The 15683-nt window shown below is 44.3% G+C and carries 16 protein-coding genes and 1 pseudogene; 2 read left to right on the forward strand and 15 right to left on the reverse strand.

The features are described from left to right. Positions 1-2: 2 nt before the first annotated feature. The 14 genes from MWG72_RS06860 to MWG72_RS06925 form a co-directional block, all read right to left on the reverse strand. On the reverse strand, positions 3-617 hold the full coding sequence (locus tag MWG72_RS06860; RefSeq protein ID WP_005252237.1) for a TetR/AcrR family transcriptional regulator: 615 nt from the start codon (positions 615-617) through the stop codon (positions 3-5). A gap of 41 nt (positions 618-658) precedes the next feature. Further along, positions 659-1432: a TatD family hydrolase gene (locus MWG72_RS06865; RefSeq protein WP_247143525.1), complete on the reverse strand. Its 774-nt coding sequence runs from the start codon at positions 1430-1432 to the stop codon at positions 659-661. Between the two features lie 27 nt (positions 1433-1459). After that, complete coding sequence (locus tag MWG72_RS06870; RefSeq protein ID WP_004278877.1) at positions 1460-1801, reverse strand: PilZ domain-containing protein; 342 nt, start codon at positions 1799-1801, stop codon at positions 1460-1462. A gap of 15 nt (positions 1802-1816) precedes the next feature. Beyond that, the gene (locus MWG72_RS06875) at positions 1817-2797 is read right to left on the reverse strand and encodes a DNA polymerase III subunit delta' (RefSeq protein ID WP_247143526.1); all 981 of its coding nucleotides are present in this window, start codon (positions 2795-2797) and stop codon (positions 1817-1819) included. A gap of 14 nt (positions 2798-2811) precedes the next feature. Continuing rightward, a complete protein-coding gene (kdsB, locus tag MWG72_RS06880; RefSeq protein WP_138742527.1) occupies positions 2812-3573 on the reverse strand; it encodes a 3-deoxy-manno-octulosonate cytidylyltransferase in 762 nt (253 codons plus the stop codon). Positions 3574-3585: 12 nt separating this feature from the next. Next, positions 3586-4590, reverse strand: a complete 1005-nt coding sequence (lpxK, locus tag MWG72_RS06885) for a tetraacyldisaccharide 4'-kinase (protein ID WP_247143527.1) — start codon at positions 4588-4590, stop codon at positions 3586-3588. A 3-nt stretch (positions 4591-4593) separates the two neighbouring features. Continuing rightward, entirely contained in the window at positions 4594-6321 is a 1728-nt protein-coding gene (gene msbA / locus MWG72_RS06890) for a lipid A export permease/ATP-binding protein MsbA (protein WP_247143528.1), read from the reverse strand. Beyond that, a complete protein-coding gene (locus MWG72_RS06895; protein WP_004278885.1) occupies positions 6321-6743 on the reverse strand; it encodes an ExbD/TolR family protein in 423 nt (140 codons plus the stop codon). Before MWG72_RS06895 ends, msbA begins: the two co-directional genes overlap by 1 nt. Positions 6744-6753: 10 nt before the next feature. Beyond that, on the reverse strand, positions 6754-7392 hold the full coding sequence (locus MWG72_RS06900) for a MotA/TolQ/ExbB proton channel family protein (RefSeq protein WP_004645474.1): 639 nt from the start codon (positions 7390-7392) through the stop codon (positions 6754-6756). Positions 7393-7425: 33 nt separating this feature from the next. Beyond that, positions 7426-8313, reverse strand: coding sequence for a ParB/RepB/Spo0J family partition protein (locus MWG72_RS06905; protein ID WP_004731487.1), 888 nt, complete (start codon positions 8311-8313; stop codon positions 7426-7428). Further along, positions 8310-9092 (reverse strand): ParA family protein, encoded by a 783-nt coding sequence (locus MWG72_RS06910; RefSeq protein WP_005106558.1) that lies wholly within the window; start codon positions 9090-9092, stop codon positions 8310-8312. Before MWG72_RS06910 ends, MWG72_RS06905 begins: the two co-directional genes overlap by 4 nt. A 25-nt stretch (positions 9093-9117) precedes the next feature. Continuing rightward, entirely contained in the window at positions 9118-9750 is a 633-nt protein-coding gene (rsmG, locus tag MWG72_RS06915; RefSeq protein WP_004645477.1) for a 16S rRNA (guanine(527)-N(7))-methyltransferase RsmG, read from the reverse strand. Between the two features lie 85 nt (positions 9751-9835). After that, positions 9836-10525 (reverse strand): N-acetylmuramate alpha-1-phosphate uridylyltransferase MurU, encoded by a 690-nt coding sequence (gene murU / locus MWG72_RS06920; RefSeq protein WP_247143529.1) that lies wholly within the window; start codon positions 10523-10525, stop codon positions 9836-9838. Beyond that, entirely contained in the window at positions 10526-11539 is a 1014-nt protein-coding gene (locus MWG72_RS06925; RefSeq protein WP_247143530.1) for an aminoglycoside phosphotransferase family protein, read from the reverse strand. A gap of 121 nt (positions 11540-11660) precedes the next feature. Between MWG72_RS06925 and MWG72_RS06930 the strand changes: the two genes are divergently transcribed. After that, on the forward strand, positions 11661-14114 hold the full coding sequence (locus MWG72_RS06930; protein ID WP_247143531.1) for an LPS-assembly protein LptD: 2454 nt from the start codon (positions 11661-11663) through the stop codon (positions 14112-14114). Beyond that, positions 14114-15421, forward strand: a complete 1308-nt coding sequence (locus tag MWG72_RS06935; RefSeq protein ID WP_044109557.1) for a peptidylprolyl isomerase — start codon at positions 14114-14116, stop codon at positions 15419-15421. Before MWG72_RS06930 ends, MWG72_RS06935 begins: the two co-directional genes overlap by 1 nt. A 119-nt stretch (positions 15422-15540) precedes the next feature. On the opposite strand, the pseudogene MWG72_RS06940 reads toward MWG72_RS06935, so the two are convergent. Beyond that, positions 15541-15683, reverse strand: a pseudogene (locus MWG72_RS06940) (RNA chaperone Hfq); the annotation flags it as partial.

Here is a 15683-nt window from a genome sequence, read left to right on the forward strand (position 1 = left end):
CCTTAGGCAAACTGCTCGGCTGAATGTACCTGCTTAGGCAAAGCCAGTGCCTGATCGATATAGGCTACACGCAAGGTATCGCGCGAACCCAAATAACGCTGATAGAAACTGGAATTAAGAATTGCAGCTGCACCATGGGTCAACGACCAGATCGAAGCCAGATAATCGCGTACTGACATGCGGCTATTAATAGAAGCCAGATAAGTTTCTGTCATACGGATAATCAGGCGTAAACGCTGTTTGCGCACCTGATAAAGTTCGCTAAAAAGGTGCTGGATTCCAACCCCAGTCGTCGACAGGCGTTCTTCAATCTGATGAAACAGCACGGTTCGTTCCGGATGATGCAAATGATGCAGCATAAAGAAGGCCAGATGTTCAGGAAAGGCTTTATCGCTATCCTGAATCATTTCCAGCAACATGCGCTCATTTCGGATAATCAGCAGCATGTATAGTTCATCTTTACTCTGGAAATGTTTATAAAGTGTCCCTTTGGCCAGATCAAGCTCGGCGGCAAGCGCATCGAGCGTCATTCCTGCTTCACCATTTTCTAACAGGAGTTGCTCTGCTACTTGAAAAATCAAGGTTTCTCTTGCTCGAAACTGAGCTTGACGATCCATCTTCACCCTATAAACTCTCTTTGTACTTTATATAACTTTATTTACTTTAAATTCAGAAGATTTTCAAAGTTCTGCTTTGTGATATAAGCCATTTCTTCCAGTGACTTATCATATACATCGCAAAGCGCTTTGGCTACATAAGGAACGTATTTAGGCTCATTAGATTTGCCACGATACGGCATTGGCGCAAGATAAGGACTATCGGTTTCAATCAGCACACGATCCAGCGGAACCTGTTTGGCGACATCACGCAGATCCTGCGCATTTTTAAATGAAACAATTCCGGAAAATGACACATAATAGCCGCAATCCAGTACTGCTTTAGCGGTTTCCCAGTCCTCGGTAAAACAGTGCAGGATGCCATGCGTAGATTTTTCCGCGCGAATAATATCGACGGTATCATGCTTGGCGGAACGGGTATGAACGACTACAGGTTTTTTGGTGATTTGTGACGCATGGATATGCCGGGCGAAACAGGCTTTTTGCTCTGCAATAAAATCGGTACTGTGATAATAGTCCAGACCTGTTTCACCAAGTGCCCAGACTTTCTCCGGTTGCGCCAGTTCGACCAGATATTCAGTCGTGGCACGCGCCATGGTTGCAGCATCTTCGCAAGGATGTACGCCAACGGTATATCCGACATCTGCATGACGCGCGGCAATTTTGGCCAGCTCGATATGATCATCCAGATCGACCGAGATACTCATGAATTTGGAAACACCGGCTTCACGAGCCTGAGCCAATGCCTGATCCAGATCACCATAATATGGTGTCAAATCAAGCAGGGTTAAATGACAATGAGTATCTACAAACACGATGCGTTCCTACCAAGGGTAAATTAACTACATAGTGTAACTTTTACGTCCTTCAGATTTAAGACCTGCAACCAGACGATCTGCTTCATTTTTAAAATAAACGCCTTTTTCACCGCTTAACTGGATGCCAAAGCCTTGGGGCTTGATGCCATTCTGCTTTTGCGAGACCCAGATGACTTTACCAGTTAAAGGAATTTTCTGGGTCTGGTCAGGCAAAGTTGTCAATACAAAAACTTCTTCGCCCAGTTTGACCGGCTGCTTGGAAGGAATAAAAAGCCCACCACCCACAACATAAGGCATATAGCTGGCAAACAGTGTTTCGATGTCAGGAATATTGGCCTGAATAATACCGCCCATACGTGGTTGCATGTGATTTCCCCTTAATTAAAGATTCATCAGCTTGATAAACAATTCATCAATAACCAGATTGCTTTGGACATTCTGCTCGAGGTATTGCTTGGCTTGCTGAAAATACTCATAAATTTTAAAAAGTGCTTCTAATGAATATTGTTCGGCAAGCACATTGAATTCAAGGTCAATGTTTTTCACCGTCTGATTTAGCTTGACACAAATTAAATCGGACAACAAGTATTCAAACATTTGAGCAAAGTCACCAAAATTCAGGTTTTTATTCCATTTGGTCGCAATTGCCATCGGCATATTTTTTTGCATGACCAGTTTTTGCCAGTCTTGCAGGAATTCCTGACGTAGTGGCAGCCAGGCACTTTGTGCAATCTCTAGTGCCTGTAACGGCATCTGATTGGACAGGTTCATCAATAACTGTTGTTGGCTAGCACCTGCATCTGGGAGCTGATTCTGGACATAATCGCTAAATTGTTCTGCGGAAATCCGGTCCAAAGCAAAATGCTGCAAACGACTGCGTATAGTCGCGGGCAATTTTAAATAATGATTCGCCAGTAAAATAATGACCGTATTATCACCGGGTTCTTCCAGTGTTTTGAGTAAGGCATTGGCAGAGGCAATATTCAAGGCTTCTGCCGGCTCAATCACAATCACGCGCCAGCCATCTACAGTCTGTTGCACAAAAGGCAGCAGATCGCGAATCTTCTCGATCTTGATTTTGGCATTCTGTTTTTTATTGTCGTCATCGGTACTGATATGCACATAGTTGGGATGGGTGTCTGCCTTTAACCATTGACAGCTACTGCATTCACCACATGGCCCGGCAGGCTGACGATTCAGGCATAACACCCAAGCCAGAAACTGTTGGGTAAACGCTTCTTTACCACAGCCTTTTTTTCCATAAAACAATAAACCATGTCCAAGCTTAGGAAAGCGCCCGGTCAGGGTTTCCCAAACCTGTTGCTGCCATGGATAGATATGTGCATTGACATCAAAAGGCATGTATTTGACTCTTCTTAGGCAAAATGGGAAAGATCCATCTGATTCAGGCGATCCAGATCTTCCTGAGTATCTACCCCTGGCGGCAAATTGGCTTCAGCCACCGCAATGGCAATACGGTGTCCATTTTCCAGTACCCGTAACTGTTCTAGAGATTCCAGTTTCTCCAGCACACCCATTTCCCAGGTCACATATTCTTGCAACAGTTTTACCCGATAGGCATATAGACCTAAATGACGATAGGCCTGATCATGCAGCTTCGGTTCAGCGAGTTTCGCGCCATCACGGTCATAAGGAATGGTAGCACGGCTAAAATACAGTGCCTGCTGCTGTTTTGACATGACGACTTTTACAATGCTGTCGCGTTTGAATTCATCCAGTTGATGGATCGGCTCACATAGCGTCGACATGGAAGATTCAGGCTGATCTTCCAAGAGTTGAGCAACCTGTTTTACCAGTTGCGCCGGCAGTAAAGGTTCATCCCCCTGTACATTGACAATGATGTCATCACTGGCCCAGCCTTTAGTTCGAGCCACTTCACTCAAGCGGTCTGTGCCTGAAGGATGATCCGCTGAGGTAATCACCACATCAATGCCTTCAGCACGGCAAACGGCTGCAATACGCTCATCATCAGTTGCCACACACAGATCGTCAAAACCTTGCACTTTTTTGGCTTGGTCCACTACCCGCAGAATCATGGGACGACCATGAATGTCCAGCAACGGTTTACCCGGTAAACGTGAACTGGCGAAACGTGCAGGAATAACAATGTGTTTCATAATGAATGAGCCTTAAGAAATTTGAATACCGTATTGTTGTAACTGTTGCTGCAAGACTGTATAGCAGGCTGGCGATAGGACTGCATCGACTGGCACCACCCAGATATCCTGTTTAAAATCTGGATATTGTTTAAGTAGCGCCATAATTTTTACTGCGTCTTTTTCAGTGGTAATAATCGGATTGTTATCATCGAACTGTAAATCTTCAATGTCATAGTCATGATGGTCTGGAAACTCATGACACTGAAATTGTTCTATGCCTAAATTTTGCAAGGTCTGATAAAATCGCTGTGGAAAGCCAATGCCGACTACCGCATAAAAAGCTGCTTGAGGATTAAAGATTTTAGTGCCGTCCTGATTGAGCAAATAAGGCTGTGATGCAGCCAGATGCATATTCAGTTCAGAACCTGGATGGGCTGCATGCTCAATTACGGTTCCCGTTTTCAAACGGGTCACTGGTTCACGTAGATAACCTTCTGGAAGCAGTTTCTGATTACCCAGACCGCGATTATTATCCAGCACAATCCACTCAATCTGGCGGTTCAAGGCCCAGTGCTGTAATCCATCATCACAGATAATCAGATCCAGCTCATGTTTCTGCAATAAAAGTTCAATACTTTTCTGCCGGTTGGGACCAACTGCCATCGGCACACCTGTTGCCTGTACAATCAAGGCAGGCTCATCTCCGACAATCTCCGGCAAGGTATTAAAGTCGACATAGGCAGGAAATGGGCCTTGGCCGCCATAGCCTCGACTGATCACGCCTACCCGAGCATTTTTCTCGGTTAAATAATCCACCAGATGAATCAACAAAGGTGTTTTACCGCTACCACCGACTGTGATGTTACCAATTACCATAACGGGAATTGGTGCACTATAACTTTTTTTAATGCCTTTTTGATAAAGCCAGTGATTGCTGACAAAACCCAGGCGATACAACCATGACAAAGGACGCAGCACCACCAGCCACTTTGCCTGTGCATTCCAAGCATCCTGAATGATTTGTGCCAGTGCCATAAGTTACTGTTCCTCAAAGTTACGCTGATGCAACTGATAATAAGCACCATATAGCGCAATCAGTTCGGCATGACTGCCCTGCTCAACAATACGGCCCTGATCCATAACCACAATACGATCCGCGTTTTCAATCGTCGATAGACGATGTGCAATTACGATGGTCGTACGGTCCTGCATGGCTTTATCAAAGGCACGCTGAATAAAGTATTCCGACTCGTTATCCAGCGCACTGGTCGCTTCATCCAGAATCAGGATAGAGGCATTTTTCAAAATTGCGCGTGCGATCGCGATGCGCTGACGCTGGCCACCAGACAGGTTTAAACCCTGGGCACCCAGCTGAGTATTATAACCTTGCGGTAGTGCCATAATAAAATCATGCGCATAGGCTGCCTTTGCTGCCGCGATAATATCTTCATCGGAGGCACCTTCAAGCTGACCATAAGCAATATTTTCCCGCACAGTTCGGTTAAACAGTACTACTTGCTGGTTCACCATGGCAATTTGGGTTCGCAAGGCGGTAATTTCAAAATCTTCAATCGGTTTCTGATCCAGCAAGATCTGCCCAGAAGTTGCATCCTGATAACGCACCAGCAGATTCACCAGAGAACTTTTTCCTGCACCAGAACGTCCTACCAGCGCTACTGTTTCACCGGCCTTGACCTGCAAATTAAAGTCATGAATAGCACGATGGCCATCATCATAAATCAAGTTGACATCTTTAAACTCGATATCGCCTTTCAGGCTATCCGTTAAAGTCCCGGTATTTTTTTCTTCAGGCATATCCAGCAATTCAAATACCGAATGAGCCGCAGCCATACCACGTTGAATTTTTTCATTGATATCCGTCAAGGCTTTGATCGGTCTTGCCAGCATACCCGCCGCAGTAATATAAGCGACAAATTCACCCGCAGAGGTATCACCCAGAATTTGCGGACGCAAGGCAATAAACATCACAATACTCAGTGAAATCGACATGATCAGCTGAACCACAGGACTATTCAACTGTTGTACAGCGACCATTTTCAAGCCACGACGCAAGTTTTCCAGCGAGTTCTGTTTAAAGCGTTCCTGCTCATAACTTTGCCCTCCAAAACCCTTGACGATCAGGTTGGCATTCACCGTTTCCTGCACCACATGGTTTACATCACCCATGGTGTCTTGCACTTGCTGCGATAATTTACGCATCCGTCTTGCAGCTTTACTGATAATAAAGCCAATGACGGGTGCAAAAATCAGGATACACATGGTCAGACGCCAGTTGGTATACAACAGGTAGCCTAATAATGCCAGAGTGATCAAACCTTGTTGCAACAAGGTTCTTAAAGCTTCAGTTGAAGCAGCGGTTAGCTGTTCGACGTTATACATGATTTTGGCAGTAATATGCCCGCTGGTATTATCCAGATAATACTGGGACGGTAAACGCAGCAATTTTGCAAAAACTTCCTGACGGATGTTGAATACCAGATTCCGGGAAATTACCGCAGTAAAATATCCACCCATGAACAAACCCAGGCCCCGGAAGAACATGAGTATGACCACTAAAAACGGGAAAAGTGATGTGAAACTCTGGTCTTTATTTTGAATCGCCTCAATAATATATTCCAGTAATTTAGCGACAGAGACTTCCGTAGCGGCATTAATAGAAAAACCCAGCAGGACAAGCAATGCAATGCCCCAAAACGGTTTTAAATAACTTAAAAGGCGAAGATAGACCTTAAAATCGTGCTTCACTAATAACCTCGGGTGGGTACTTTGGTACTGATATTAATATTTACAAAGCCGAGCTGCCCGGCCACATCCATGACACGAATCACGTCCTGATGGCTGGCTTTTGCGTCAGCTGCAATGACAAACATTAAATCACGGCGTTCATTAGAAATCTGTTTAATTGCAGTATTTAAATCCGCGACTTCCTTACTGGCCAAGGATTGACCATTGACTGCGTAATGACCATTGGCATCCACAATCACTTCAACTTTCTGATCATAGCTTTTAGGCGGTACACCTTGCGCATCCGGCAAGGTCAGATTCATTCGGCTCATTTGGCTAAATGTCGTCGACAAAAGTAAAAAGACCAGAATAAACAGCAGACAATCAATCATCGGTGTCAGATTAATATGTACATCTTCCACCTGGTTGCGTTTGAATTTCATCATCCGCCTCCTAGCTGGCTTTTTGCATGTCTTGATCTATGTCTGCATGATTACGATAAAAAAGATCCGCATGAAACAAAGTCGCTTGCTGCTCAAGTTCAGCCACATATTCCTGAACAAGACGCTGAAAATAACGGTGCGCAAACAGTGCAGGAATTGCAATCAACATACCGGCTGCCGTGGTAATTAAAGCCTTGGAAATACCCGGCATCATCAATACCGGATCACTCCCGGTACCTACATCGATCATCAGGAAAGATTCAATAATCCCAAGTACAGTTCCCAATAAACCGAGTAAAGGCGCAACTGCACTCAAAGTTCCCAGAAAATTAATGTTTTTTTCCAGATAACCAATTTCCTGTGATGCCACCACTTCCATCTGTGCGCGAGCATACTGCTCACCTTGCTGCTTGCTGGCATAGCCTGCAGTAAATACCCGGCCCAAAGTGCTTTGCTTTAAGGCCGCACTTTGATTCATTTTTTGCATGACTTGTGCTGTATTTTGCGAAGGCCCCATCAACAGTGTCAACGGAAGTACTGCATTCTTTTTCAGGCGAATCAGACGCTCGATCGAAATCGCCAGCATAAAGATAGAACACAAGACCAGGGGCAGCATAAGCCAGCCACCTGCTTTAACCAATTCCCACATCTAATTTATTCCCCAATAAAAAAAATATATAAATTATTCATCTTCTAAAATAGAAAGAATGCCATCCAGCTCTTCTAAAGAGTGATAGCTAATAACCAGTTTCCCTTTACCTTGCTTGTTATAGTCAATTTTAACATCTGCACTGAAACGCTCTGAAAGGCGCTGAGTCAATTGCTGAATATCCGGTGCTACAGCTTCTTTTACTTTTTCTTGTTTAGGTGTATTGAAATCACGGACTAACTGCTCGGTTTGACGAACAGACAGACTTTTTTCAATTACGATATCTGCAACTTTGAGCTGATCTTTAGCTTTTAAGGTTAAGATCGCACGTGCATGCCCCATATCCAGCAAACCCTGCTGCATAAAGTCTTTCACTTCTTCTGCCAGGCTAAGCAGGCGAAGTAGGTTACTCACTGTCGTACGCGCTTTACCCACGGTATCTGCAATTTCCTGATGGCTTAAGCCAAATTCTTCATGGAAACGTTGCAGAGCCATCGCCTGATCAATCGGATTCAGATCCTGACGCTGGATGTTTTCAATCAAGGCCAGTGCAATCGCAACCTGATCATTCAGATCACGTACAATCGCAGGAACCTCGGTCAAACCCGCCAGCTGTGCAGCACGCCATCGACGTTCACCCGCAATAATCTCGTATGGATAGCGTTCATCGTCAACCGGACGGATCACGATGGGCTGCATGATGCCATGCTTTTCAATCGATGCCGCCAGTTCCTGCAAATCCTGCTCGTTAATATAACGGCGTGGCTGATATTCACCACGCTTGAGCAAATTCACATCAATCTGTTTCAACTGACCATGATCAAGACCTTGGGCTTCGAGTTGTAATTTTTCTTTTTGAATTGAGCCTAGCAAGGCATCCAAGCCACGACCTTTGGCGAGTCCACGTTTCTTGACGGTCATGCTTTACTTCCTTTTTTCACTTTGCTTTTCTTTAATACTTCAGCTGCCAGATTTAAGTAAGCAACTGCACCCTTTGAGCTTTTTTCAAAATAAATCACCGGCAAACCGTGTGCTGGTGCTTCAGCCAGACGGATATTCCGTGGAATCACGGTTTCATACAGTTTTTTACCAAAATATTGTTCTAATTCTTCAGAGACATCACGAGTCAAGGCATTGCGTGCATCGTACATGGTGCGTAATACACCAACAATTTGCAGGTCCGGATTCAAGGCTTGCTGAATCCGATCGATGGTTTGGGTTAAATCCGCCAGACCTTCCAGTGCATAATATTCACACTGCATTGGAATCAGCACACCATCCACGGCTGCCAAAGCATTGACAGTAATCAGGCTAAGACTCGGTGCACAATCGACAATGATATAGTCGAATGAAGCTTCAATTTCCTGCAATGCATCCCGCAAAATGAACTCGCGCCCTTCCTGCTCTGCAATCGCCAACTCAACCCCAGCCAGATCACGGTTTGCCCCAAGAACCTTGTAGCCGACTTCCGCCTTAGAGATCGCCGTTTCAATCGGCACTTCACCCAGCAACACATCAGTAACCGAATAAAGTAGGTCATTCTTCTGAATGCCAGACCCCATGGTCGCATTGCCTTGCGAATCCATATCAACCAGCAAAACACGTTTTTTTAACACAGCTAAAGATGCCGCCAAATTTACTGCGGTTGTGGTTTTACCGACACCACCTTTTTGGTTTGCAATCGCAATAATTTGTGCCATGTTGCCCCCAATCCCTTTAAAAATCTTAAATACGTTTTAATAGAAGTAAATGACGCTGTTCGTCTAAGCGCGGAACTTTAAGTTCAATAATCTCACAACTAAATTCATTTTTTAAAGTAGCAACTTCATCTTCAGGAATTAAGCCTTTCATTGAGGCAATAATCGTTTGCTCATGCATATATGGCTTAGAAGCATCAACAAAGTCTGTTAATGATGCAAAGGCACGACTAGTAATCACATCAAATTGACCCAGCTCATTGATGCTGTCTTCATTTTCTACACGCGTTTGCACGGCAATGACATTTTTAAGTTTCAAGTCAGCAATAAACTGCTTGAGGAAACGAATTTTTTTACCGTTTGAGTCCAGCAATACACATTCACGCTCAGGCTGACATAAAGCAATGATCATGCCCGGCATACCACCACCGGTACCGATATCCAGTAATCGACCCGCTGGAAGATCTTTCAGAATGCTCAAACTATCGAGCAGATGCTTGACCAGCATTTCCTTAGGATCACGGATTGCAGTCAAATTGTATGCTTTGTTCCACAGCACCAAAGCATCCTGATACTTGAGTAATAAATTTAAAGCTTCATCAGATAGCTCTAAACCCAAAGCCTGGCTACCCTGCTTTAGTTCTTGAAAAAACATGTGCATAAACAATCTACGCTCGAAAAAGTTAGGTGGAAGTATACCGTTTTCTCTATATTGGCACAGTAGGCAGTGCTTAGCGAATATTCACTTAAGCAAACTTCCCTTCACGGATCGCCGTATCCAGTGCCGTTAAACGCTCTGGGGTTCCCACATCAACCCAAATACCTGCCAGTTTAGACGCTGCAACCTGCTGATTCTGCATTGCCGCTTTTAGCAATGGCGCTAAAGGACGCTTGCCAGTCTCTAAGCCTTGGAACATCTTTGGATCAATTACGGATATACCGCTAAACGTCAGGTTTTCACCTTCGACTTGCTGATCAAAGGTATAGGCTTTCCCTTCTGCAAGCGTAAAATCACCTTCAGGATGTTGTTCAGGGTTCTGCACAAGTACGAGATGCGCCAAATTACCCTTTAGATCAATATCCAGTAAAGGAGCAAAATCCATCGTGGTCCAGACATCACCATTTAACAGAATAAAAGGTTCATCACCGAGTAACGGCAAAGCATTAATGATTCCACCAGCGGTTTCCAGACCTTCACCCTCATGTGACCAAAGGATGTTGATGCCAAATCGTGAACCATCGCCCAAAGCTTGAGCCAGTTTCTCACCGAGCCAGGCCGTATTGATCACAATTTCAGTGACACCGATTGCAGCCAGTTTCTCTATATGCCAGACAATTAAGGGCTTACCCCCAACTTCCAGCAAAGGCTTTGGCGTATGCAGCGTTAGCGGCCGCATACGATTGCCAAGACCTGCGGCCAAAATCATCGCTTTCATTTAGGCAGCCACCTCATATGACCCATATTTAGCTTCAAAGGCTGGCATGACTCGGTCACGGATAAACTGCATGAATGGTTCTAGTTCTACATAAGCCTTAGACTCTTCAAGCAGATACCACATGACACGTGGCAAGTCCTTGAGATAACCTGACTTGCCATCACGCTCAAATAGGCGCACAAAAATACCAAGGATCTTGATATGACGCTGAATCGCCATCATGTCGGCATCTTTTTTAAACTGTTCAAAGTCACGGTCTTCTTTAGCAGGTGCTGGCAATAACTCATAGAAAGTTTTGAACCAGCGATACACACGGTCGGCATTCCACTGTACATAGGCATCACGGGTAATCGAGATCAAGTCATAAGTATCGGCACCAATCACGGCATCCTGAAAATCAATCACACCGAGTTCAGTTTCGTTGTCGATTTTCATCAAATTCCGGCTATGAAAATCCCGATGTACAATCACCTGTGGCTGTGCCAATGCGGCATTAGCCAAAATCGCAAAAGTGCGTTTGATCAAGGCGCTTTCTGATTCAGTCGGTTGAACCTTTAAAGCTGGCAACATCCAGTCAGTCAGCAATTCCATTTCTGAGATCAGTTTTTCATAAGAATATGCCGGGAAATGCCCTTCTCCAGCAATCGATTGCAGCTGAATGAGCTGCTTAAAGCTTTGCTCATAATAAGCATCTACAGTCTCGTCATTCAGCAGATTCGACAGCAGCACATCACCAAAGTCTTCGAGCAGTAAAAAGCCATTTTCCAGGTCTTTTGCCACGATATGCGGAACACGCACGCCATGTGCATCAAAAAACTCATCTATCGTCACAAAAGGCACACAATCTTCTTTTTCTGGTGGTGCATCCATCAGCATAAATGTTTTATTATTCAGTTTGATTCGTGCATAACGACGGAAGCTGGCATCACCTGCTAAAAAATGAGTTTCAAATTGATCTGAACCGAGTACAGAGGCAATCCAAGATTGTATCAATTGTTCGCGTTGTGTATTCATTTGCAATTAATTCTAATACAGGCTGAGTTTTTAAAGTGCTAAGTGTAGCTACTTATCAACTTTTTCTCTATGATGCGACAATAATTAATTGCGATAAAAGCATGATTGGTTAATGAGACAAATGAAGCATCACTTTAAAATAAATCCTCTAGCGACTGCGATCTTAACCCTTTTATGTGGCAGCTCAGCCTCCGGCTATGCTGCATCAAATGTCTCGTCCGATGTAAATGCAGAACAACTCAAACAGCGCATAAATGAGACCTATCCAGGTGAAGCATTCTTTTCGCAATACTATGTCGACAAATCCTCAGCTGAAGCACAGCAGCGGCAGGAAAAATACTTAAGTTCGGCTTATTGTGAAGGCACCTGGGTGACCCCGATTGCCCCAGATGCAGCAACCGTTGCGCCAGATCAGGCTACATCCACCATTACTGCAGATTATGGACACTACAATCCAGCAGGTGACTCTTATTTAGAAGGCAATGTCATCATTGACCAGCAAGGTCGCCAGATTCGTGCTGAACGCGTAACGATTGATCAAACCCAGACCTATGCCAAAGCAGAAGGTCGGGTACAACTTGCTCAGGGTGGCCTGCTCTCACAAAGTGATGATATTAATTATAATTTAAAGACCCAAGAAGGCGACCTAAATAACAGCTTCTATATTGCCGAGCAGCAACATGCGCATGGTCGGGCAGAAAAGATCGCCAGAACCTCGACCGAGACGGTAGAACTGGAAAATGCGACCTATACCACCTGCCCACCTGAGCAAAAACCAACCTGGAAAATCCAGGCAGAAAAGATCAAGCTGAATCAGGAAACCGGACGTGGTGAAACCCGAAATACCAAGTTGTATGTTAAAGATGTTCCGGTATTGGCTGTACCTTATTTTAACTTCCCGATTGATGACCGCCGCACTACCGGTATTCTAACCCCCACATTTGGCTTTACCAATGATGGTGGTCTGGAACTAGGTGTTCCAGTTTACCTGAATTTAGCGCCGCAATATGATGCGACGATTACGCCGCGTTATATTGGCGATCGTGGTACGATGTTAGACGGTGAGTTTCGCTATCTGACTGAAAATTATGGTGAAGGCCGTATTTGGGGAGGTTATTTACCTTCCGATGAAAGCTATAGCGATGAAGACCGTAAAAGCCTGCATTTCTTACATAACTGGCAGATCAATAATCAACTATCAACCAACCTTGAATATAACTACGCTTCAGACAAAGATTACTTTGCCGATCTGGATAATAACCCGAACTCTAAAACTGACCTGAACTTACGCCGTGCCTGGGAAGTCAATTATAAAAATGGTATTCCTGGCTTAAAGGCACAATTCAAAGTCGAAGACTTCCAAACCCTAGATCCAACCGTACTGGATGAAGATCGTCCTTATGCACGTCTGCCGCAGCTTTTAGTCAATTACAAAACTGGCAATCCATTGGGATTACAGCTTGAGTTTAATAACGATACGGCTTATTTCCAGAAAGACCTGAGAAATTTCGCTGATACTGATCCAACGGGTGAGAAGGTATATCAACCGAGTGGTACACGGATCTATAATGACTTTTCCGTGCGTTATAATCATTTTACCCCGTGGTCATTCTTCATTCCTCAGGCGACTGTACGCAACATCAATACTTTCTATGATGAAAAAACCCAAAGCCGTAGCGCGTCTAGTGAAAATAATTCAATTGTGGTGCCACAATTCACGCTGGACACCGGCTTAATTTTTGAAAAAGAAGGTACGTATCTACAGACCTTAACGCCTCGTCTGTTCTATGCGTATTCACCTTATGAGAACCAGCAGAATCAGCCAAACTTTGATTCAGTCGTCGCTTCGATTAATTATGATCAACTTTTCAGTGCGCGTCGCTTTTATGGTAATGACCGCCTGGAAGACAATAACTTTGCCTCCTTAGGTCTGAGCTATAGCCTATTTAATGAAGAAGGTCTGGAGCGCCTGCGTGCCAGCGTTGGACAGAGCTTTTTCTTTGAAGATCGCCGTGTAACGTTGGAAAATGATGCAGATGAATTCGACCGTGAAAGTCATACTGGCCCTGTAATTCAACTGACCAGCCAGCTGTCAAATAATGTTCACATTAATCTGAACTCAAGCTGGATGTCGAATGGATCGAATGCCCAACGAGATTTGCAGGTTTATTATACCGGTGAGCAAGGCAATCTTTATAACCTAGGCTATTTCTATCGCAAAGATATTCCGAACCGTCAAAAGAGCTATGATCATGTGGTGGGTTCATTTATCCAGCCGATTGCCAACAACTGGCGTCTGGTTGGACATGCCCAGTTTGACCTCGACAATAGTGTCGCACGGGAATATTTACTTGGCGTGAACTATGAGTCATGCTGTTGGGGAGTTTCTGTTTACGGTCGCTCATATTACAATGACTTAGACGACGTTAATGATTCAAGCGTCAAAGCCAAACGCGCCATTATGGCCGAAGTCAGCCTGAAAGGCTTAGGTGGGTTAAGCAGCAAACTCACCTCATTACTAGAAAATCGTATTCTAGGTTTTAACAATATCAATCAAACTTGGACAGAACGTTAATGAAGACAAAACAGTTAAAACAAATTTTTAAAGCAACCGCACTTGCGCTATGCCTTTCTTCAGCGATGACGACTTTTGCTGTTGCCCAACCTAAAGATGAAGTTGTAGCTGTAGTCGACAATAGTATCATTCTACGTAGTGACCTGGCTCAAGGTGTAGCCGAAATCTCACATCAGCTGCAAAAACAGAAAAAGGCAGTTCCACCACAACAATATCTTGAGCAACAAGCTTTAGAGCAACTGATTATTCGTCAGGCACAGCTTGAACAAGTTAAACGTTATAATATTCGTCCAGATGAAAAAGCTTTAAATGAAGCCGTCCTGAAAGTTGCCCGTGATTCTGGTTCACCGAGTCTGGAAGCATTCCAGCAGAAACTGGATGCCATGGCGCCCAATACCTATGCTTCTTTACGTAACCGTATCGCTGAAGATTTAGCACTGAATCGTTTACGTCAACAAATCGTGACTTCACGTATTCAAATTACAGATCAAGATGTTAAAAACTTCCTAAATACCCCGCAAGGTCAAGCTTTGCTTGGCAGTCAGGTCCATGTACTGCATTTACGGGTAAGCGGTGAAAATGCTGAACAAATTGCAACAAAGGTAAAGCAAGAATTAAATAGCAGCAATGACATTCAGGCGATCAGCAAAAAGTACAGCACTGGCGGCGTTAAAGTCGAAGCTGCTGATATGGGTGTGAGAAACCTGTCAGAAATTCCAGCAGAACTGGCTGCACGCGTGACCACCCTGCAACCAGGTCAAACTTCTGAACTGATTCCTGTCGCTGATGGTGTACATGTTCTGAAGCTCTTGGAACGTAAAGGTGGCGAACAGAAAGCCCTTGTTCCTCAATATTTAACACGACACATTCTGATTCAACCGTCTGAAGTGGTCAGTCCTGAAAATGCCAAACAAATGATTGATAGTCTGTATAACCGCCTCAAACAAGGTGAAGATTTTACTGTTTTAGCTTCAACGTTCTCCAATGATACTGGCTCGGCTCGTGATGGCGGAAGTCTTGGCTGGGTTAGCCCAGGGGTAATGGTACCTGAATTTGAACAGCAGATGAAAAGCACCCCAGTAGGTCAGTTCAGTAAACCATTTCAATCCCAGTTTGGCTGGCATATTCTGCAAGTGAGTGAAACACGCCAACAAGATATGACACAGGAATATCAGGAACGTATGGCTCGCCAATTGCTTGGTGAACGTCAATTTGATGCCGAATTAGATAGCTGGTTACGTGAAACGCGCAATAATGCTTATGTAGAAATCAAAGATCCTCAACTGGATCCTAAACGTAACCGTTAAGCCTTACCATAATCCTAAAAAGCCAACGACATCTCGTTGGCTTTTTATTTAAAAAACTTAAAACGTACAGATATAAAAAAACCTCTCATATAGAGAGGTTTTTTAATTTTCAAACTCGATTAACGATTGTTTTCATCGTCTGAAGAGTCTTCAAATTTAGTGTCGTTGTCAAAACCAGCGCCTTGACCACCGAAGCCAGCGCCTTGACCACCGAAGCCACCTTGACCGCCAAAGCCAGCACCTTGACCACCGAAGCCGCCTT

Origin of the sequence: Acinetobacter lwoffii (assembly GCF_022967985.1) — a bacterium.
Taxonomy (GTDB): Bacteria; Pseudomonadota; Gammaproteobacteria; order Pseudomonadales; family Moraxellaceae; genus Acinetobacter.

Coding starts and splice junctions, on each gene's coding strand:
- MWG72_RS06860 (WP_005252237.1), bottom strand. CDS start 617: ATGGATCGTCAAGCTCAGTTTCGAGCAAGAGAAACCTTGATTTTTCAA.
- MWG72_RS06870 (WP_004278877.1), bottom strand. CDS start 1,801: ATGCAACCACGTATGGGCGGTATTATTCAGGCCAATATTCCTGACATC.
- MWG72_RS06875 (WP_247143526.1), bottom strand. CDS start 2,797: ATGCCTTTTGATGTCAATGCACATATCTATCCATGGCAGCAACAGGTT.
- kdsB (WP_138742527.1), bottom strand. CDS start 3,573: ATGAAACACATTGTTATTCCTGCACGTTTCGCCAGTTCACGTTTACCG.
- lpxK (WP_247143527.1), bottom strand. CDS start 4,590: ATGGCACTGGCACAAATCATTCAGGATGCTTGGAATGCACAGGCAAAG.
- MWG72_RS06895 (WP_004278885.1), bottom strand. CDS start 6,743: ATGAAATTCAAACGCAACCAGGTGGAAGATGTACATATTAATCTGACA.
- MWG72_RS06900 (WP_004645474.1), bottom strand. CDS start 7,392: ATGTGGGAATTGGTTAAAGCAGGTGGCTGGCTTATGCTGCCCCTGGTC.
- MWG72_RS06905 (WP_004731487.1), bottom strand. CDS start 8,313: ATGACCGTCAAGAAACGTGGACTCGCCAAAGGTCGTGGCTTGGATGCC.
- MWG72_RS06910 (WP_005106558.1), bottom strand. CDS start 9,092: ATGGCACAAATTATTGCGATTGCAAACCAAAAAGGTGGTGTCGGTAAA.
- rsmG (WP_004645477.1), bottom strand. CDS start 9,750: ATGCACATGTTTTTTCAAGAACTAAAGCAGGGTAGCCAGGCTTTGGGT.
- murU (WP_247143529.1), bottom strand. CDS start 10,525: ATGAAAGCGATGATTTTGGCCGCAGGTCTTGGCAATCGTATGCGGCCG.
- MWG72_RS06925 (WP_247143530.1), bottom strand. CDS start 11,539: ATGAATACACAACGCGAACAATTGATACAATCTTGGATTGCCTCTGTA.
- MWG72_RS06930 (WP_247143531.1), top strand. CDS start 11,661: ATGAAGCATCACTTTAAAATAAATCCTCTAGCGACTGCGATCTTAACC.
- MWG72_RS06935 (WP_044109557.1), top strand. CDS start 14,114: ATGAAGACAAAACAGTTAAAACAAATTTTTAAAGCAACCGCACTTGCG.